The following is an 18,968-nucleotide window of genomic DNA, read 5'->3' as shown; positions in this document are numbered from 1 at the left end:
TGGATGAACTGGATGTATCTCGGAATTGCAATCCTGAGTGAAGTGATTGCAACCAGCGCGCTGAAAGCCTCAGAAGGTTTCACCAAACCGTTGCCGGTGCTGATACTGGCTGTCGGCTATGCATCATCGTTCTATTTCCTGTCGCTGACTCTGCGCACCATTCCGGTTGGTATTGCGTATGCCATCTGGTCGGGCGTGGGGGTCATTCTGATTTCGCTGCTGGCATGGTGGCTGTATGGTCAGTCACTGGATAAAGCCGCGTTGACGGGCATTGCATTAATTGTAGCGGGCGTTGTTGTGCTGAATCTGTTTTCGGATTCCGTTCATCGCTGAACAAAGTCGCAAACTTCAGTAAATACCAACGGACAAACCGGATAAATGAACAGAATGAACTGGCTGACAGAATTAAATGAAGATGAGCTGCCCGTAGTCTACGCGGTGGCCTTATACGATACGGCGATGACCGCCGCCAAGCTGACGGATTTATTTCAGGCACGTGCGCAGACCGATGCAATGGGTAATCCCTACTCGCCACGCCTGTTAAAAGAAGTTTGTGCCGGACTGACGCGCAAACATATCCTGAAGCAGGAAATCGGTATTGGTCTGGTACTGGAAGATGGTTTGCGCATGACCGTGATTCTGCATATGTTCAGGCAGGGCATATTGCGGACGTGGATTGCCGGTGTACGCGATATGCTGAAACGGCTGGGTGAGTACCAGTACTGGAAGTCATATGATGGCGCGTTTTACGGCCGCGAAGTACAGTTCTCCGTGCTGTCGGGCCGTACTGATGAAGCGCTGCTGTGGCGTGAAAAGCTGTTCAGCGTAAAAAATTTACAGGGCAATCTGCCGGCGGATAAATTCTTTGCTACCGATGATGGTGTGCAGTTATTTTCTGAACTGCGTGTTATGGATCAGGGCATGATGCTGACTGATTTGTTTCAGCATGCGAACTGGACGCTGGCAGATTGCGCGCGTGCTTACCAGTTCGGTTGCGAGCATGCAGAAAAGCTGGGAGCAAACTGGCCGCAACTGATCAGTCTGCTGTGCTGGCAGGCGATTTTGCGCGGCGATCTGTCAGCGCTCGAAAAGCTGATGCCGCGTGTGCAACCTGCATATTTGCCGGAATTGCAGATGGTGCTCTCTGTTATGCAAAACAAAATCGCGCAAGCCTGCAGTCTCGCGCAAACCTATTCCGAAGCGCAGCGCGCAGGAACAGGGAAACGGAAATTTTTTCTGTCTGGCCCAGGTGGCTTATTCGCTGCAGTCGCTTTGCTGGCGAAAAATGATGCTGCCAGTCTGAAGCTTGCTAAAAGCCAGATTGATGAAGGCGTCAAACAACGCGATGCCTACACGTATTTTGCGCTGCAACCTTTACTGAATCATTTGCAGCAGGGAACTCAGTTGCCGCATTCGGCGTTCGCTGTGCGTACCACCCATGATGTGGATGCACTGTTTGAAGCGCATGCCAGCGACTGGCTCGATGCGCCATCGCATCCGCGTTTGCAGACCAAACTCAACGATATGCGCGACCTGATGCAGGCGCGTGGCTATCTCTGGATTGCCGCAGAGGCAGACGGATTGCTGGTAAAACGCTTTTCACAGGCACCGGTGCTGGCGGGCTGGCATGAGAAAGCCGGATGGCAGCCGGTACTGCAGATTCTGCAGAAAGAAGAACCCTGGAAGCGTGCGCTGGAAGCACTGAGTCAGTTGCGTCCGCAGACAGAGGCGAAAGAAGAAGCGCCTGCAGAACAGACCCGTCTGGCCTGGATGCTGGAAATGGAATTTCAGCAATTGCGGGCTGAGCCGCGTGAGCAAAAGCGCAATGGTAAAGCAGCGTGGAGCAAAGGGCGTGCAGTAGCCTTGCGCCGCTTGCTGCAGGAACCGCCAGTGTATCTGACCGAACAGGACAGACAGATTACCGCGCATGCGATTCGTCGCACTGCCGGTGCTTTTGGTTCTGAATATGATTTTGATATTCAGAAAGCACTGCCGCTGATGACCGGTCATCCGGCAATTTACTGGATGGATGCGCCCGAAGTACGTGTTGATCTGGCGCGCGGTGAAGTCGCATTGCAATTGCAGGAGCGCGGGGAACATATCGCCCTGCAACTGGATCCTTACGTCGCACCGAATGAGCAAATGGTCTGGCGCAAAGAAACACCGACGCGGCTGGTGGTATATCAGTCCAGCCCTGAAATCCGTCAGATTTCCGGCATTCTCGGTCGCGGTATGCAAGTGCCGGTCAGTGCGCGTCAGCAATTGCTGGATGCGATTGCGGCAATTGCGCCGCACATGGTGATTCATTCGGACTTGCCGGAACTGGCGAGCAACGTTAAAACGATTAACGCTGACGCCACGCTGTACGCGCACTTGCTGCCTTTGCAGGAAGGATTGCGCCTGCAAATGCTGGTGCGCCCGTTGCCTGAAGGCAGCTGGCTGATGCCGGGCAGCGGGGCAGCGGTACTGATGGGTGAAGTTGATGGCAGTATGGTGCAGGCTGCACGCGATACGGACGCGGAAAAACGAAAACTGACAGAAGTGATTGCCGCTTGTCCGGCATTGCCTGCTACGGGGGAAATGCCCGAGTGGGAATTGCAGACGCCGGAGCAATGTCTGGAATTGCTCAGTCAGTTGCGCGCGCTTGAAGATCAGGGCCTATCGCTGATCTGGCCGGAAGGTGAACGTTATCGTCTGAACGGTTCGCGTTCTATGCAAAACATGCGGCTCAGTATTAAGCGTCAGGGTGAATGGTTTGTCGCCGGTGGCGAGCTGGTGCTGGATGATGGCAAAGTCATTGCGCTGCGTGAATTGCTGCAAATGATGGACAGCGCTAAAGGCCGCTTCCTGAAGATCGGGGAAAAAGACTGGCTGGCGCTGACGGCAAGCTTCCAGCGCAAGCTGGAACAATTGCGTGCGCTCGGCGAAGTCAACGGACGCGGTCAGTTAAGACTGCATCCTTTGTCTGCGAATGCGGTTGCGGAAATCACGGATGAAGCAGCGCAACTGACCGTGGATGCCGCGTGGCAGGAGCAATTATCACGCCTGAGTACGCTGGATGCGTTTGTGCCGGAAGTACCTGCCGGATTGCAGGCCACTTTGCGCGAATACCAGCAGCAGGGTTTCGAGTGGCTGACGCGACTCGCACACTGGGGTGTCGGTGCCTGTCTGGCAGACGATATGGGTCTGGGTAAAACCGTGCAGACACTGGCGCTGTTATTGCATCGTGCAGCTGGCGGCCCTGCGCTGGTGGTTGCACCGGTATCAGTTGCGATGAACTGGATTGCGGAAGCGCAGAAATTTGCGCCGGATTTAAAAATCTGCGCCTATCATCAGCGCCGCAAGCTGGAAGATCCGGCGGCATTTGATGTGGTGGTCACCAGTTATGGTTTGCTGCAAACCGATGCGAAAGTATTTGCCCGTCAGCACTGGCATACCGTGGTGCTGGACGAAGCGCAGGTAATTAAAAACGCGGCGACCAAGCGCAGCCAGGCGGCGATGGCGCTGGAAGCTGATTTCCGTATGATCGCTACCGGCACGCCGGTGGAAAATCATCTCGGTGAATTATGGAATCTGTTCCGCTTCATAAATCCGGGTTTGCTGGGTAGCAAAGAACAGTTCAATGACCGCTTTGCTTTGCCGGTGGAAAAAGGCAATCAGCAGGCAAAACAATTGCTGAAAAAACTGATTCAGCCGTTCATTTTGCGCCGTACCAAAACACAGGTGCTGACCGAATTGCCGCCGCGTACGGAAATCACGCTGCAAGTCGAACTCAGTGATGAAGAGCGCCATGTGTACGAAGCCTTGCGTCAGGAAGCGCTGGAAAAACTGGCCAGTTCCGGTGAAGGTGCTGATGGCAGCTCGCTGAAAGTGCTGACCGAAATCACGCGCCTGCGCCGTTTCTGTTGTCATCCTTCGCTGGTGTTACGTCAGCAGGAAATGCAGGGCAGTAAATTGCAGGTTTTCAGCGATACGCTGACCGAGATTCTGGATAACCGTCACAAAGTGCTGGTCTTCAGCCAGTTTGTTGATCATCTGGCGCTGGTGCGCGAAGTGCTGGAACAGCGCGATATCGCGTACCAGTATCTCGATGGTTCGACGCCGCCGGTGGAGCGTAAGCGCCGCGTCGATGCTTTCCAGTCGGGTGAGGGTGATGTGTTCCTGATCAGCCTGAAAGCCGGTGGTACCGGCTTAAATCTGACTGCCGCTGATTATGTGATTCACCTTGATCCGTGGTGGAATCCGGCGGTTGAAGATCAGGCATCAGACCGCGCGCACCGTATGGGGCAGCAAAAACCGGTCACGATTTACCGTCTGGTAACGTCCAATACCATCGAAGAAAAAATCCTTGCCCTGCATGCGCAGAAACGAGATCTGGCCGATAGTCTGCTGGAAGGAGGCGATGCCAGTGCCCGTCTGGATGCGAATGCTTTGTTGCAATTGCTGAAAGAAGGCATCTGATCAGGCAGTTTGCGCTGTGTTTAACCGGAAAACAGGCTCGCGCGGCGGGCGCGGTTTTTCGTGTTTGCTGTTAGACTTACGCCCTTGATTTGCCGGTGTTTTTTGCCGGCATTCCCGTTTTACCGAATGAAAGCCCCGAAGTGAAAGATACACAACAGGCGGGTGGTGCGAAGCGCGCGCTGCCGCCAAGAACTTTATCCGTTGCCCCTATGCTGGACTGGACAGACCGGCATTGTCGTTACTTCCATCGTCAGATTACCCGTCATACCTGGCTGTACACCGAAATGGTGACCACCGGTGCTTTATTGCACGGAGATGTGGAGCGGCATCTGAATTACAACGAGGCGGAACATCCGGTTGCGCTGCAACTGGGTGGCAGCGAGCCGGCGGATCTGGCGCGTTGTGCGGTGATCGGTGCGGAATGGGGTTACGATGAAATTAATCTGAATTGCGGCTGCCCGTCTGAGCGTGTGCAGAAAGGCGCGTTCGGCGCCTGCCTGATGTCTGAGCCGGTACTGGTGGCAGATTGCGTGAAAGCGATGCGTGACGCCACTGATGTGGATATTACGGTCAAGCATCGCATCGGGATTGATCAGGTGGAAGAATACGGTTTTGTCCGCGATTTCATCGGCACTGTGGCGGATGCGGGATGTAAAACCTTTATCGTGCATGCGCGGAATGCGATTCTGAAAGGTTTGTCACCGAAAGAAAACCGCGAAATTCCGCCGCTGAAATACCATTTTGCGTATCAGTTAAAGCAGGATTTTCCGGAGCTGGAAATCATTATCAACGGTGGCATCAAAACTGCCGATGAAGTGCAGCAGCATCTCGCGCATGTGGATGGTGTTATGATCGGTCGTGAGGCATATCACAATCCGTATATGATGGCTGAGTTCGATTCCCGTTTTTACGGTGACAGTGCAGAACCGCTGAGCCGTGAAGCCATCATCGAGCTAATGATTCCTTACGTACAGCGTCAGCTGGAACTGTACGGCAATAACGGTAAAGGCTTGCGTCTGAATTCTGTGGTGCGCCATATGCTGGGTCTGATGACAGGCTTGCCGGGTGCGCGCAGTTTCCGCCAGACTTTATCGGACAGCAAGCGACTGGCCAGTGGTGACCCTGCTTTATTGCGTGTGGCGCTGGCGCAGATGCAGGGTGTGATGCAATCGATGGCGGCGGATGCCTGAGTGGTTTTAGCAGGAACGAGCGCGTAATGTCAGCGCAGATTTATTCGGAGATGGGAGTGAAATCAATGAAATCGATGAAATTCGGAATCGCTTTTCTGGCGGCAGCCTGTGTGATGATGAGCGCATCGGCTGAAGTGGTCGTGTCGCAGCCGTGGGTGCGTGCGACGGTGCCGCAGCAAACGGCAACCGGTGCTTTCATGCAATTGAAAAGTTCTCAGGACAGCCGTCTGGTGTCGGTGACAACGTCTGCCGCTGAGCGCGCGGAAATCCATGAAATGAAAATGGAAAATCAGGTCATGCGTATGCGTGAAATCGATGGCTTGCCATTGCCGCAGGGACAGGATGTTGCGCTGAAACCAGGTGGCATGCACATTATGCTGATGGGTTTGAAAAAGCCGCTGACGGAAGGGGAGTCAGTGACGCTGCAACTGACGTTTGAAGATAAAGCGAAAAAGCGCGAAGTCAAAGAAGTGGTGGTGCCGGTACGCTCTCTGACCAAGCCAGTACACTGAAGCCTGAACAGCAGGCTTTCAGTATCATGATATTGCGGCAAGTAATAAAATGTAATCTTTACTTTAAATGAAGGCTCGCAGCGTATAGTCTGGGATGAGTTGCAATGCACACTCCTCATCTCACAAAAGTGAGTTTCCGCCCGCACCATCTGGTAGCGGGCATTTTTCTTTGTGGGGCAGTAATTGCAAAATAAAGAAAATGCCGGCGGGAACTTGCTAAAACGCGGTAACTACCCTATAATGCGTAGCTCTCTGACGAACGAAAGTTAGTCAGAAAAAACAGCGGTGGCTGTAGCTCAGTTGGTAGAGTCCAGGATTGTGATTCCTGTCGTCGTGGGTTCGAGTCCCATCAGCCACCCCAAGATTCAAAACAAAAAAGCCCGTTTCGACGGGCTTTTTTGTTTTTCTGCACTGATTTTTTCAGCTTCCCGGATTCTTCGTTGCACGGAAATGTATTCAGTCAGGTGGTTGCTTATCTGGCTGCGGCTATCTTCCGGCGCCTCTCTGTGTTTGCGAAGCCTGGTCTGCATTCAGGCGCTTTGCCTGCCGCATCCTGCCCCAATTGTTAAGGATGATGGAAGTGGCTGGTCTTCAGCTCGCCCGAATATGCCTTTATCGTCATCTGATGATTGCTGAGGCCCGGACTTTCTGCCGGCGAGCGCCGGATCACTATGCGAAGATCCGCATTTCGCTGTTTTTTGAGTCCGGCGGAAGTTGTTTGGAGAGGTTGCAGGCCCGGTATCTCAGGGCCTGCGAATCAAGGAAGGGGAATACTCAGCTGCGCTGTAAAAACGGCTGGCTGACTTTTTCGATATGGGCGTTGAGTGAACTGATGAGCCTTTTGATACGTGCATTTTTATTGATCGCGAAAATACCCATTACAATAGTGGCGAAGAATATGGCAAGCCAGCCATCGTGAAACGCGATCGCCAGTCCTGCCCAAAGCGCAAATCCGATCAGCAAAAAGTGTTTGGGGAATACTTCCAGTTTCATCAGGTTGTTCAGTGAAGCGCCATCGCAAATAAACGAAAACTGATTGGCATTGTGGTTGATCACACTCGCATACCAGCCTTCATTACGTCCCTTTTGTTCTGCCGAAATGAGAGTAATCCGCTGATTAGCGCGTAAAGGAATGGAGGTGCCGCTGATATTGACGGATTTTTCCATGCCATCTTCGGTTTTTATCCAGAATTCCTGATGGGTGGTGTTGTGTGATCTGATGCTGATGTTATCAATATGGCCACCATTCGGGCCTATATAACCGCCGCCGCCACCGCCGGAAATGTGGGTTTCGCTACGGGTGCTGGTGTCCAGTACCGTGCCGGTAATACTGCGGAATTCCAGTGTTTTGCCGCGATAGGTAAATGTTTCCATGCTGCTTCCTTTGTCTTTTCAATATCCGTCAGATCTGGCTTGCCAAGTTTGAAACGGAATGAAATTAGCAGTTTTGCATAATCCGGACAAGAAGATTTAAATTTGCTAACAACTTATCCGGCTGCCATCGGAAGTGAGGCTGGTGTTGCAGGTTTGCTCAGTATTTTTTTCAGTTCAGTACGGGGTAACTCAGGCTGAGTCTGAAAAAAACGCTGTTGACCGCTGTTTCAGGTGTTTTCAGACCCAAATGCGGAGTTAAGCACAGCGATTTGCTGTTTGTCGGCAGAAAGTCCGGCTCTCCGGAAATGCCGGATGACGATTTCTGCATGGTTTCGCTGAATCAGGGCCTGATCAGACGATGCACGGGCGGGTTGTGTGGCAGACGACGTAACGGGAGTTTTCAGGCGGCCCGTTTCATGCGGATGTGGATGGTTGTTTTTGCAAAAGAGTGAGGGTGTTACGTCAGTTCTTGATTTCTTCGATTGCCTCAGCAAATTCAGAAATATCTTTGAAACTTTTATAGACAGAGGCAAAACGGATATACGCGATTTTGTCCAGTTTCTTTAGTTCGCGCATCACGAGTTCGCCCAGATACACGGACATCACCTCACGTTCGCCGCTGGACAGCAATTTTTCTTCGACATGCATGATCGCACTGTCAATTGCTTCTGCGGAAACGGGGCGCTTACGTAAGGCCAGCATGAAACTGGCGCGCAGCTTGCCGGATTCATATTCTGTACGGCTGCCGTTTTTCTTGACGATAACCGGCATCATCAGTTCCGTGCGTTCATACGTCGTGAAGCGTTTATCGCAGGCACTGCAACGGCGGCGGCGGCGCATGGCACTGCCGTCTTCGGAAACACGGGTTTCGATGACCTGAGTATCAGTATGGTGGCAGTAAGGGCATTTCATGCAAATGTTCCGTTCCTGTGAGTGAACCTGAGTGCGGCCGCAAAAAGAAAAACGCCACTGCAAAGGCAGTGGCGTTGTTTTATATCACAGTTATCAGGCTGCGTACACTGGGAAGGCTTCAGTCAGTTTTTTGACTTCTGCTTTCACGCGCTCGATCGTTGCTGCATCGTGAGGATTATCCAGAACGTCAGCGATCAGATGACCAACTTTGATCGCTTCCGCTTCTTTGAAGCCGCGGGTAGTGAATGCAGGGCTGCCCAGACGGATACCGGAAGTCACCATTGGTTTTTGCGGATCGTTCGGGATGCCGTTTTTGTTGCATGTCATGTGTGCAGAACCCAGAATCGCTTCCGCTTCTTTACCTGTCAGACCTTTAGGACGCAGATCGACCAGCATCACGTGCGATTCAGTACGGCCGGAAACGATGCGCAGACCGCGTTCTGTCAGTGTTTGTGCCAGTGCTGCAGCATTTTTTACAACTTGTTCCTGATACGCTTTGAATTCCGGAGACAGTGCTTCTTTGAATGCAACTGCTTTACCAGCGATGACGTGCATCAGCGGGCCGCCTTGCAAGCCAGGGAAAATCGAGGAATTGATTTTTTTTGCGATCGCTTCGTCGTTGGACAGAATGATACCGCCGCGTGGGCCGCGCAGACTCTTATGTGTTGTGGAGGTAACAACGTCAGCAAACGGCACCGGATTAGGATAAACGCCTGCCGCGATCAGACCGGCGTAATGCGCCATGTCCACCATGAAGTACGCGCCGATTTCTTTCGCGATTTTGGAGAAACGTTCGAAATCGATGCGCAGTGCAAATGCAGATGCGCCGGCGATGATCAGTTTTGGTTTGGTTTCACGTGCCAGTTTTTCCATCGCGTCATAGTCGATGTCTTCCTGTGCGTTCAGGCCGTAAGAAACAACATTGAACCATTTGCCGGACATGTTCAGTGGCATACCGTGGGTCAGATGGCCGCCTTCTGCCAGACTCATACCCATGATGGTGTCGCCCGGGTTCAGCAGCGCAAAGAATACGCCCTGATTTGCCTGAGAACCGGAATTTGGCTGAACGTTGGCGAAGTTCGCGCCGAACAATTCTTTCAGGCGGTCGATGGCCAGTTGTTCCACGACGTCCACGTTTTCGCAGCCACCGTAGTAACGTTTGCCCGGATAGCCTTCCGCATATTTGTTGGTCAGTTGAGAACCTTGCGCCTGCATGACAGCCGGAGAAGTATAGTTTTCCGACGCGATCAGCTCGATATGCTCTTCCTGACGCACATTTTCTTTTTCAATGGCAGCAAACAGCTCTGGATCGATATTCGCGAGAGTGTGATTTTTTGCAAACATAGCTTTCCTGATTTCCTGTTAAGTTAGAAACGATGTTAAAGAATGGACAAAAATGAGGTGTCAGTGATGTGAAAACAGACAGGCAGCCTCATCCTTGCTCTACCATCGGGCTGCCCAGGCGTACGGCACGGAGAAAACTCCGTATATCTCACGCTTCCTGATGGGATTCCTCCATCTATCGCAGGAACAATTTGCTGTGTCCGCGCTTGCGCCAGTTACGTGAAACAAAATGGTGCGGCGATTTTACGTGATGGCTGTTGAATGGGCAAGCGAGCGGGTTTTTGCTATGCAGATTTCGAAAATCTCAATGATGAAAAATGTTTGTTCTGTCGGCTTTATCCTGCGTTACTGTCGAAATGAATTTAAAATAAGCCACAAAACCTCAATACCGCGAATGTGCGGAATTCATAGTCTGAAAAGGAAGCATTCATGATCGTACTGATTACCGGAGCAAGTTCAGGATTCGGAGAAGCAATGGCCCGTCGTTTTGTGCAAAACGGCCATCAGGTGATTGCCGCAGCGCGGCGCGCGGATCGTTTGCAGGCGCTGCAGCAGGAGCTCGGTGCGCAATTGTTGCCGGTGGTGCTGGATGTGACAGATAAATCATCAATTCAGGCAATGCTGGCCGGATTGCCTCCGTCATTCCGTCAGATTGATGTGCTGATCAATAATGCAGGGCTGGCGCTCGGTACGGAGCCTGCATATACCGCATCAGAAGAGGAATGGGAAACCATGATCGATACCAACGCCCGTGGTTTGGTGCTGATGACGCGCGCTATCCTGCCTGAGATGGTGGCCCGTAAATCCGGTATGGTCATTAATATCGGTTCAATAGCCGGTTCCGTCGCGTATCCGGGTGGCAATGTGTATGGCGCAACAAAAGCCTTTGTTGATCAGTTCACCCGTAATCTGAAGGCAGATCTGGTTGGTACCGGTGTACGTACAACTAATATTGCGCCGGGTCTGTGTGGTGGTACCGAGTTTTCAAATGTACGTTACCGTGGCGATGATGCGGCTGCGGCAAAAGTGTACGAAGGCACGGAACCACTGACTGCGGACGATATCGCCGAAGCAGCTTACTGGATCGCCACATTACCGGCGCACGTGAATATCAATTACATCGAAATGATGCCAGCTTGTCAGGGATTTGGCCCGCTGAACATCAAACGCAGTACCTGAGGCAGTTCGGGCTGCCGCTTTGCAGGTAAATGCTGACGTAATAATATCCGGCGGTATAATGTGCCGTTTTCTGATAACTAAATTGCAGGTATGAGTGCTTTATTTGCGTGGCCTGTCAGAGTCTATTATGAAGACACTGATGCGGGTGGAATTGTTTTTTATGCAAATTATCTGCGATTCATGGAGCGTGCCCGTACCGAATGGCTGCGCGCCGCCGGTGTACATCAGCACACGCTGAAAGAGCAGACAGGCCTGCTGTTTGTCGTCAAATCGGTGACGGTCGATTATCAGGCGCCGGCAGTATTGGATGATCAATTGCAAGTCACCGTGGAAGTGCAGAAAATAGGCAAAGCCTCGATTCTGCTGGCGCAGCAGGTTATGCGCGGTGAACAGGTGCTGGTGACATCGACGGTAAAAATCGGATGTGTCGGCGCAAGTGATTTGCGACCTGCCGCGATTCCTGCCGGAGTGCTGCAGGCAATGCAGCAAAATAATGAATGACTGATTAGAAATCTGAATATGAACGCAACACAAGATTTATCGTTTATCACCCTGATTGCAAACGCATCGGTATTGGTTCAGCTCGTCATGCTGTTATTGCTGGGTGTATCGCTGACCAGCTGGAGCTACATTTTCAACAAAATGTTCACCATTAAAAAAGCGCGTCAGCAAACGGAAGCATTTGAACGCAGCTTCTGGTCCGGCGGCAATCTGGTGGAACTGTATCAGGATATTTCCGCAGCACGTCGCCAGAGTAAAGATCAGACCGGTTCGCTGGAGCGCATTTTTGAAGCGGGTATGAGTGAATACCATAAAACAAAAAACGCGAACAAAGGCAATCTGGATGCGGGGGCAATGCTCGATGGTGCGCGTCGCGCGATGCGTGCAGCGTTTCAGCGTGAAATGGATTTACTGGAAGCGCATTTATCGTTTCTGGCTTCCGTAGGTTCTGTCTCTCCGTATATCGGTTTGTTCGGGACAGTATGGGGGATTATGAATGCGTTCCGCGGTCTGGCAAACGTACAACAGGCAACACTGGCTGCGGTAGCGCCGGGTATCGCAGAAGCGCTGATTGCGACGGCGATTGGTTTGTTTGCTGCGATTCCAGCCGTGCTCGCCTATAACCGCTACTCGCACGATATTGATCGTCTGGCGATGCGTTTCGAAACTTTCATTGAAGAATTCTCCAACATTCTTCAGCGTCAGTCGCGCTGAACGGAGGAGTCATGGGTTCCATGCGTGGTGAGCGCAGTAAGCGCAAACTGAAAGCGGAAATTAATGTTGTTCCGTATATCGACGTGATGCTGGTGCTGCTGATTATTTTTATGGTGGCATCACCAATGACGAATCCCAGTGTCATCAATTTGCCGACGGCAGGACAATCCACCCAGCCGCCGAACAGTTTCATTGAGGTGACACTGAAGCAGGACGCATCTGCTTCTATCAGCCTGAACACCCGGAACGGTAATGCGACACAGCGAGAACGTACGGATGAAGTCAGAAATAAAGAGCAACTGATGAATCTGCTTAAGGAATACCATCAGTCTAAACCAGATCTCGCAGTGATGATTTCTGCGGATAAAGGCATCGTGTACGACGACGTTGTACAGGTCATCGCGGAAGCGAAAAAGATCGGTATCAGTCGCGTGGCTCTGGCGACCCGCTGATGACAGTACTGACCATCAAACGATATCAATACCGGGGAATAGTCCCGGCCTTGTGTCTGGTGGTCAGCGCATCCTGCTTTGCGCAGGAAACAGGGAGTTTGCCTACTCCCGACACCGCAGTGCTAATGTCCGCTGCCGGTGAGCTCAGTGCAGAACGTCTCGGTACTGTGCGTTTTGTCCTCAGCATGAAAGCAGATGCCGAATCTGCTTTGCTGAAAGAACATATTCCCGAATTCGGCAGTAACGCCGAACCACAAAATGTGACGCCTGCCTTACTCCGGCGGCTTCGTCAGGATATATCCGGCATTCTGGCAACAGAAGGTTATTTCAATCCTCAGATACGATTTGAAGCGCTACCCCAGGGGCGTGCGAACGCCGGTGAGCGTCAGATCAGCGTGATGGTTGAGCGCGGCGACCGTAGCATGATTGAAAACGTGAGCATGCGTTTTTCCGGTGCTTTTGATGAAGCAGTCCGTTCCGGTCAGCAGGATGCAGTGCAGAGGCAAAGACAGGTGCGGGAAGACTGGGGACTTGCCGTCGGTCAGCCATTTCGTGAAAGTGACTGGAGTGAGGCTAAAAATGTCTTGCTTGAAAGCTTTCGTTCAGACCGCTACGCGGCAGCAAAGCTTCAAGACACGGCGGTTAAAGTGGATGCGGGGTCGTCAACAGCACGGGTTGAGGTGACGGTTGACAGTGGCCCTGAATTCAAACTTGGCGCACTGAACGTCAAAGGCTTGCAGCGTTATCCTCTGTGGTTGCTGGATCGGTATGACCCGCCTAAACCGGGGGAACTGTACTCACGTAACCGGTTGCTGGATTTTCAGCGCACCTTACAGAATTCACCGTACTTCGCAGCCGTGGCAGTACAGATTGATGCAGACCCTGATAAAGCTGATGCCGTACCGGTTGAAGTTAACCTTACAGAGCGTAAAGCACGCGATCTGAGTTTTGGTGCCGGTTACAGCTCGAATACCGGGTTCCGTGGCGAGATTGCTTATCGTGACCGCGATATTCTCAACCGTGCCTGGGATCTGCGCTCCGCCGTAAGGATCGAGCAAAAGCGCCAGCTTGGCTATGCCGACGTGTATTTGCCACCTTCAGATCAGGTGCTGAATTCATTTGGCGTGCTGGCAGATCGTCAGGATGTTTCCGGGGTCCTCACCGTTAAGCAAGCGATAGGCGTTCGGCGTACCAGTCACACAGGTAATATTGAGCGTCGTTTCGGGCTGAATTTATTGCGCGAAAAAAGCACGATTGAAGGCGAACCGACAGAAATTTCTAAAGCACTGGTCTGGAGTGCGGGCTGGACATGGCGTGATATCGACGATGCATTCAATCCGCATCAGGGTAAGATCATTCAGGCCGACATCGCGGTCTCAGAAAAAGCGTTGTTGTCTGATCAGCGTTTTGTACGTCTGGTCGGAAAATATCAGCAATGGGTACCTGTTAATAAACAGGACACGCTGATTTTCCGTGTTGAAGCGGGGCAGGTCGTGGCACCGGATGAAGAAGGGATTCCCGAAGAATATTTGTTCCGTACCGGTGGCGCCAGTACAGTGCGCGGGTATGCATATCAGAGTATTGGTATTCCTGTGCAAGGTGCGGTGACCGGCGGACGTGTAATGGCTGTAGCCAGTGCAGAAGCACTGCACTGGTTGAATGGCAGTTGGGGCATCGCCGCGTTTGCAGATGTGGGGGATGCAACTTCTGTCTGGCGTAAACTGAGTCTGAAAAAGAGTGTTGGTACCGGCTTACGTTACCGGACACCCGCAGGACCTGTTGCCCTGGATCTGGGATATGCGCTGAAAACAAAACGCGCACGTATTGATTTCTCTATTGCAATTGCATTCTGAACTGAGTTTGCATGACAAGCACTCCTACAAACAACGATCAGTCACCTGCACAAAAAGCACCAGCCCGCTATCGCTGGGCATACTGGCTGTGCGGGTTTTTTCTGGCATTATTTGCTGCGATCATGTGGATCACCCTGACTGCAAGCGGCACACGGGTGGCATTTTCTTTGCTGGAAAAAACCTTACCGCAACTGAGTGTGAATGGAATCAGCGGTGAGCTGGCACGTGACCTGCGCTTACAGAGCCTGCTGTGGAAATCCGAAGAGTTTGAACTTGAATTGCAAGGTGTGCACTTGCAATGGCAGGGCAGTCAGTTGTTCAGCGGAAGTGCGGATTTTAAGGAGCTGACAGCCAGCAGCGTAAGGGTTGCGACAGCACACAGCGATACGCAATCGGTATTTCCTGATCATCTTGGTCTTCCATTGCGTTTAAAAGCAGAGCAGCTTGCTATCGGAACTTTGCTGGTTGAAACGATCAAGGGAAAGCAGCGGCAAAAAGATATTGAACTCCGTGCACTTACCGGCCAGTTCGCGTGGGATGGACAGCGCTATATGGCAAATGCCAGTGCGGACTCCGACTATGGAAAGGCGAATGCCCGTCTTAGTCTGAACGGAGCGGCGCCATTTGACCTTAATGGTGTGGCGAGCCTGGAATCACACCCGCATCCGGATGTGCCACCGGTAACGCTGGATTTGCAGGTTGTAGGTAATTTGCGGTCTTTCCATGCATCACTTGATGCGCGTCCATTACTGAAAGAAAACTCTTTACAAGCAGGACTGACCGGCCACGCGGAACTGGATGTTTTTCCGTTTTCACAACCTGCGCTGGGGCCGGCAACGATCGCTTTCCAGCATTTAAATCCCGCCGCATGGCATGCAAGTTTACCCGAAGCAGATCTGGATCTGCGGGCAGATGTTTTACTTCAGCAAACACAGCGCTCGGATAAACACAGCACAACTTCATTGCGTGCCAGCATCAATATTCGTAATCTGCTTTCCGGTAATCTGGATAAAAACCGTGTTCCGGTAGATTCTGTATCTGCCAATCTGCAAGTTTTGCCAGAGCGTATGCTCATGGAGCAGCTTGAAATCGGCTTGCCCGGAAAATCGGCAATACAGTTGAGTGGTGATTTGGGCTGGGGAAAAGCGATTCGTGCTGATGCAAAAGTTCAGCTACGAAAAATTAATCTGAAAGATTTTTCCGGAAAACTTTATCAAACAGCTATCAATGGTGACCTAATCATCAAAACTACGGATGGCAAGCAGATCTTTTCACGTGGTGAGCTGAATGACAGCAATGGTCATTTGCAACTGAAGGCAACTGCAGACATCGTTAAAAAAGTGATTTCGCTGGAACAGCTGGATTTGCAGTTTGCCGATGCACGCCTGACGGCAGACGGCAGCTATCAATTTTCGCAGCAACAGTTTCAACTGAATACACAAATTAAGAATATCAATCCGGCGAAGTGGGGTAAATTTCCAAACGGAGACGTGAATGCTGATATCGCGCTGGATGGCCGGTTGAAGCCAAAATGGTCGTTACATGCCATTGTCAGACAGCTTGGCGGTCATTATGCAGGTCAGACATTGAAAGGTAGCGTTGATGCTGAACTGCAAGGTGTGTCACAGTGGCTTGTGCGTCCCTCAACTATTGAAGTCGGAAGTAATAAGTTGTCAGCGCAAGGGCGCTGGGGGCAGGCAGGTGACCAGCTGAATTTGAATGCAGACTGGCCGGCTTTACAGGAATTGAATCCCTTACTGCAAATATGGGGGCTGAATCTTGCCGGAAAAGTGAAAGGGCAGATTCAGCTCAGCGGACAATTGCGTCAACCGGGGTTGCTTGCTGATTTGCAGGCAGATCAATTGAATGTTGAATATGCAGGTAAACGCTATCGTGCGGAAACGGTCGCCTTTAATGCGAAAGCACCCGATTTAAAAAATGCTCCTGTGCAAAGCACACTTAAGCTGCGCCAGATTCAAGGTGATATTCCTTTGCTCGCACATTTGCAGGATGGTGTCGGGCAGGATGTTCAGCAAATTGATCAACTGGACTGGACTTTGCAGGGACAATTAACTTCACACCAGTCGGCATTGCAGTTAACGCTGAATCCGCGTCAGCGTCTCAATATGCAAGTACGCGGTGCAATGCAGTCAGAGAAAGACTTGTGGCGTTGGCAGGGGGAGTTAAGCAACCTTCAGTTAAGTGGTCAGCCATCCGCAAATTTACAGGCACCGGTCAAGCTTGAACTGTCTGAAAAAGGATTGCGAGCTGGTGCTATCCGCTTGCAAACATCACTTGCACAAATTCACGCAGAAACGCTGGAGATCGGTAAATCCGGTCTGACATCAAACGGTTCTATGCAGGATATCCGTCTTATTGATATTTTGCAGCGGTTCCGTCAGCAAACAACACTCAGTGGCGATTTGCGTTTGCAGGCTTCCTGGAATCTCCGTCTGGATGATACTGCGAACGTGCAAGTGGCACTGAAGCGACAATCCGGCGAATTACGTTTTCAGGACCCCGACGGTACAGGTGCAAGTATCCCTGCAGGTTTAAAAGATTTGCAATTGAATATCCGGACCGCTGGTCTGATAAGTGGCACCGACAGAGAAAAACTGATTGCAGACATCAGAGCCGAAGGCAGCAGGCTTGGTTTAATGCAGCTGCATGCCGAGTCAGCGTTGCATAAGCGCGAAGGTATCTGGACTCTCGCAGGTGAGCAGGCTTTGGCAGGTAACGGTAGTGCAGAAATTCTTGATCTCGAGTGGATGGGGCCGCTGGTGTATCCGGGTCTGGTGATGAAGGGGCAGTTACGCGCGGATGTCGCTCTGGCAGGAAAACTGAGTCAACCCGACTGGAAGGCACATGTGCGAGGCAGTAAGCTCGAGCTGGCGTTTGCTTCTGAGGGGCTGTTGCTGCCAAACGGCGAGCTGGATGCAGATATTAACGGCATGCATTTGCGACTGAATCAGCTGAATTTTGCGAGTGCAGTCAACATGGTTCCGCAGCACTCGCAGTTTAAAGGGCTGGATTTACTCGGCAAAAAGGGGGAATTCAGGGCTTCCGGAGATATTGATCTGGGTAAAGAAACCGGCAGTATTCAGGCAAGCTGGCAGCAATTTCCTTTGTTGCAGCGAAAGGATCGCTGGCTGGTGGTCAGTGGTGAAGCAGGTGTGAAAGAATCGGCAAATATCTGGTCCCTGCAAGGAAAACTGACTGCCGATGGTGCATTTTTCCGACTGCCTAAAATGCCCCCTCCGTCTCTTTCATCGGATGTGATTGTTCAGAATAAACGCGCTCAGAAAGTGTCTGGAGAGCCTGATCCGAATGCAAAGAAAGTCATTCGTACCCGGCTGGATATGACGTTTGATATGGGTCCGAAATTTGTTTTCGTTGGTCGTGGACTGGATACGGGGCTGGCCGGCAGCTTGCGTCTTCGTTCAGCGGATGGCAGCCCTCTGCAGGCGAATGGCAGTATCAGTACCCGCAATGGCTTATACGAGGGATACGGGCAGCAACTGGAAATTGAGCGTGGCATTCTTAATTTCCAGGGGCCGCCGCTCAATCCGGGGCTGAATATTCTTGCTATCAGACCAGGGCTTGCTTCTCAGGTTGGTGTTGAAGTTATCGGAACGGTCTCTAATCCGCAGGTTCGCTTGTATTCTGATACGGCAATGCCGGACAGCGATAAACTGGCATGGCTGGTGCTGGGTCGCGGATCCGATCAATTGTCGTCCGGTGATGCATCGTTGCTGTTATCCGCAGCAAGTGCCATTTTTGGTGGTGATGGCAGCAGGAATATTCCTCGTGATGTTGTGCAAGGACTGGGATTCGACGAATTTTCGATAGGATCAGCAAAAACTGCGGCCGGATCCCGCCTTCCCGGGCAGACTATTGCCGGTGCGACAGGTATCAGCAGTAGCAGCTCATCGCCATCCGATCAGGTCGTTACCGTAGGGAAGCGCCTGATGCCGGGCCTGGTGTTATCTATCGAACGGGGCCTCGGCGATGCAAGTGGTGCATTAAAACTGAGCTGGCAACTGACACGCAGAGTTACGGTGATAGGGCGTGCTGGCAGTGAATCAGCCCTTGATGTGAATTACACTTTTTCATTTAACTGACCTTTTTGTCTGATTGCGTTTTATTTAGACGTTCTTAAAAAGGAACTACTGTTTTCTTATCATTTCGACTGTGATGCTGACCTGATTTTGCATCAGAGAATTCAATTGAATCGTTATTTTGCACAGGTTGTCATTGCAAAGTAACGTAATGTTTCATCTGGTTTCTTTTGGTTTTTCCGGTTGATATAACACAATAACAAGTGTCCGCAACAACGTATCTTGTGAACTCTCCGCCCGTTTGTATCTTCTGATTTTTTACCTGTTTTGCCCAGCCTTTTCCGGGTTTTCTAAAGGTTCGGTATTCACTGAGATCATACGGGTTTGTGCTGGTCGTGCTGGAATTTTTCAGCCAAAA

The 18,968-nt window shown here is 51.5% G+C and carries 13 protein-coding genes, 1 tRNA gene and 1 riboswitch; of the genes, 11 read left to right on the top strand and 3 right to left on the bottom strand.

The features are described from left to right. Window positions 1-3: 3 nt before the first annotated feature. The 5 genes from KDM89_RS04100 (at window position 4) to KDM89_RS04080 (ending at window position 6,524) form a co-directional block, all read left to right on the top strand. Window positions 4-333: a DMT family transporter gene (locus KDM89_RS04100; protein WP_212686682.1), complete on the top strand. Its 330-nt coding sequence runs from the start codon at window positions 4-6 to the stop codon at window positions 331-333. A gap of 54 nt (window positions 334-387) precedes the next feature. Then, on the top strand, window positions 388-4,461 hold the full coding sequence (locus KDM89_RS04095) for a DEAD/DEAH box helicase (RefSeq protein WP_212686681.1): 4,074 nt from the start codon (window positions 388-390) through the stop codon (window positions 4,459-4,461). A gap of 179 nt (window positions 4,462-4,640) precedes the next feature. Further along, window positions 4,641-5,651 (top strand): tRNA dihydrouridine(20/20a) synthase DusA, encoded by a 1,011-nt coding sequence (dusA, locus tag KDM89_RS04090; protein WP_268977844.1) that lies wholly within the window; start codon window positions 4,641-4,643, stop codon window positions 5,649-5,651. A gap of 50 nt (window positions 5,652-5,701) precedes the next feature. Beyond that, on the top strand, window positions 5,702-6,163 hold the full coding sequence (locus KDM89_RS04085; protein WP_438947497.1) for a copper chaperone PCu(A)C: 462 nt from the start codon (window positions 5,702-5,704) through the stop codon (window positions 6,161-6,163). 285 nt (window positions 6,164-6,448) lie between these two features. Then, a tRNA-His gene (locus KDM89_RS04080) sits at window positions 6,449-6,524 on the top strand. Between the two features lie 413 nt (window positions 6,525-6,937). Here KDM89_RS04080 and KDM89_RS04075 read toward each other — a convergent pair. From KDM89_RS04075 to glyA, 3 genes are all read right to left on the bottom strand, one after another. Further along, the gene (locus KDM89_RS04075; protein ID WP_212686680.1) at window positions 6,938-7,537 is read right to left on the bottom strand and encodes a hypothetical protein; all 600 of its coding nucleotides are present in this window, start codon (window positions 7,535-7,537) and stop codon (window positions 6,938-6,940) included. Between the two features lie 462 nt (window positions 7,538-7,999). Beyond that, entirely contained in the window at window positions 8,000-8,449 is a 450-nt protein-coding gene (gene nrdR, locus KDM89_RS04070) for a transcriptional regulator NrdR (protein WP_212686679.1), read from the bottom strand. 93 nt (window positions 8,450-8,542) lie between these two features. After that, on the bottom strand, window positions 8,543-9,793 hold the full coding sequence (gene glyA / locus KDM89_RS04065; protein ID WP_212686678.1) for a serine hydroxymethyltransferase: 1,251 nt from the start codon (window positions 9,791-9,793) through the stop codon (window positions 8,543-8,545). Window positions 9,794-9,898: 105 nt separating this feature from the next. Continuing rightward, window positions 9,899-10,022: riboswitch (ZMP/ZTP riboswitch) on the bottom strand. A 200-nt stretch (window positions 10,023-10,222) separates the two neighbouring features. Between glyA and KDM89_RS04060 the strand changes: the two genes are divergently transcribed. From KDM89_RS04060 to KDM89_RS04035, 6 genes are all read left to right on the top strand, one after another. After that, window positions 10,223-10,972 carry an SDR family NAD(P)-dependent oxidoreductase gene (locus KDM89_RS04060; RefSeq protein WP_212686677.1) on the top strand — a complete coding sequence of 250 codons (750 nt, stop codon included), beginning with the start codon at window positions 10,223-10,225 and terminating at the stop codon, window positions 10,970-10,972. 90 nt (window positions 10,973-11,062) lie between these two features. Beyond that, window positions 11,063-11,473, top strand: coding sequence for a tol-pal system-associated acyl-CoA thioesterase (ybgC, locus tag KDM89_RS04055; protein WP_212686676.1), 411 nt, complete (start codon window positions 11,063-11,065; stop codon window positions 11,471-11,473). 18 nt (window positions 11,474-11,491) lie between these two features. Beyond that, window positions 11,492-12,187 carry a protein TolQ gene (gene tolQ / locus KDM89_RS04050; protein ID WP_212686675.1) on the top strand — a complete coding sequence of 232 codons (696 nt, stop codon included), beginning with the start codon at window positions 11,492-11,494 and terminating at the stop codon, window positions 12,185-12,187. 11 nt (window positions 12,188-12,198) lie between these two features. Continuing rightward, window positions 12,199-12,639 carry an ExbD/TolR family protein gene (locus KDM89_RS04045; protein ID WP_438947494.1) on the top strand — a complete coding sequence of 147 codons (441 nt, stop codon included), beginning with the start codon at window positions 12,199-12,201 and terminating at the stop codon, window positions 12,637-12,639. Next, a complete protein-coding gene (locus KDM89_RS04040) occupies window positions 12,639-14,492 on the top strand; it encodes an autotransporter assembly complex protein TamA (protein ID WP_212686674.1) in 1,854 nt (617 codons plus the stop codon). Before KDM89_RS04045 ends, KDM89_RS04040 begins: the two co-directional genes overlap by 1 nt. 11 nt (window positions 14,493-14,503) lie before the next feature. Continuing rightward, a complete protein-coding gene (locus tag KDM89_RS04035; RefSeq protein WP_212686673.1) occupies window positions 14,504-18,613 on the top strand; it encodes a translocation/assembly module TamB domain-containing protein in 4,110 nt (1,369 codons plus the stop codon). Window positions 18,614-18,968 lie beyond the last annotated feature (355 nt).

Origin of the sequence: Cognatundibacterium luofuense, from assembly GCF_018139685.1 — a bacterium.
Classification (GTDB): Bacteria; Pseudomonadota; Gammaproteobacteria; order Burkholderiales; family Burkholderiaceae_D; genus Undibacterium; species Undibacterium luofuense.
The sequence above is the reverse complement of the archived record's forward strand: the minus strand, read 5'-3'. Positions and strand labels throughout refer to the sequence as shown.

What these genes read in the sequence shown, in the direction of transcription:
- KDM89_RS04100 (WP_212686682.1), top strand. Translation starts at nt 4, where the DNA reads ATGAACTGGATGTATCTCGGAATTGCAATCCTGAGTGAAGTGATTGCA.
- KDM89_RS04095 (WP_212686681.1), top strand. Translation starts at nt 388, where the DNA reads ATGAACTGGCTGACAGAATTAAATGAAGATGAGCTGCCCGTAGTCTAC.
- KDM89_RS04085 (WP_438947497.1), top strand. Translation starts at nt 5,702, where the DNA reads ATGGGAGTGAAATCAATGAAATCGATGAAATTCGGAATCGCTTTTCTG.
- KDM89_RS04075 (WP_212686680.1), bottom strand. Translation starts at nt 7,537, where the DNA reads ATGGAAACATTTACCTATCGCGGCAAAACACTGGAATTCCGCAGTATT.
- nrdR (WP_212686679.1), bottom strand. Translation starts at nt 8,449, where the DNA reads ATGAAATGCCCTTACTGCCACCATACTGATACTCAGGTCATCGAAACC.
- glyA (WP_212686678.1), bottom strand. Translation starts at nt 9,793, where the DNA reads ATGTTTGCAAAAAATCACACTCTCGCGAATATCGATCCAGAGCTGTTT.
- KDM89_RS04060 (WP_212686677.1), top strand. Translation starts at nt 10,223, where the DNA reads ATGATCGTACTGATTACCGGAGCAAGTTCAGGATTCGGAGAAGCAATG.
- ybgC (WP_212686676.1), top strand. Translation starts at nt 11,063, where the DNA reads ATGAGTGCTTTATTTGCGTGGCCTGTCAGAGTCTATTATGAAGACACT.
- tolQ (WP_212686675.1), top strand. Translation starts at nt 11,492, where the DNA reads ATGAACGCAACACAAGATTTATCGTTTATCACCCTGATTGCAAACGCA.
- KDM89_RS04045 (WP_438947494.1), top strand. Translation starts at nt 12,199, where the DNA reads ATGGGTTCCATGCGTGGTGAGCGCAGTAAGCGCAAACTGAAAGCGGAA.
- KDM89_RS04040 (WP_212686674.1), top strand. Translation starts at nt 12,639, where the DNA reads ATGACAGTACTGACCATCAAACGATATCAATACCGGGGAATAGTCCCG.
- KDM89_RS04035 (WP_212686673.1), top strand. Translation starts at nt 14,504, where the DNA reads ATGACAAGCACTCCTACAAACAACGATCAGTCACCTGCACAAAAAGCA.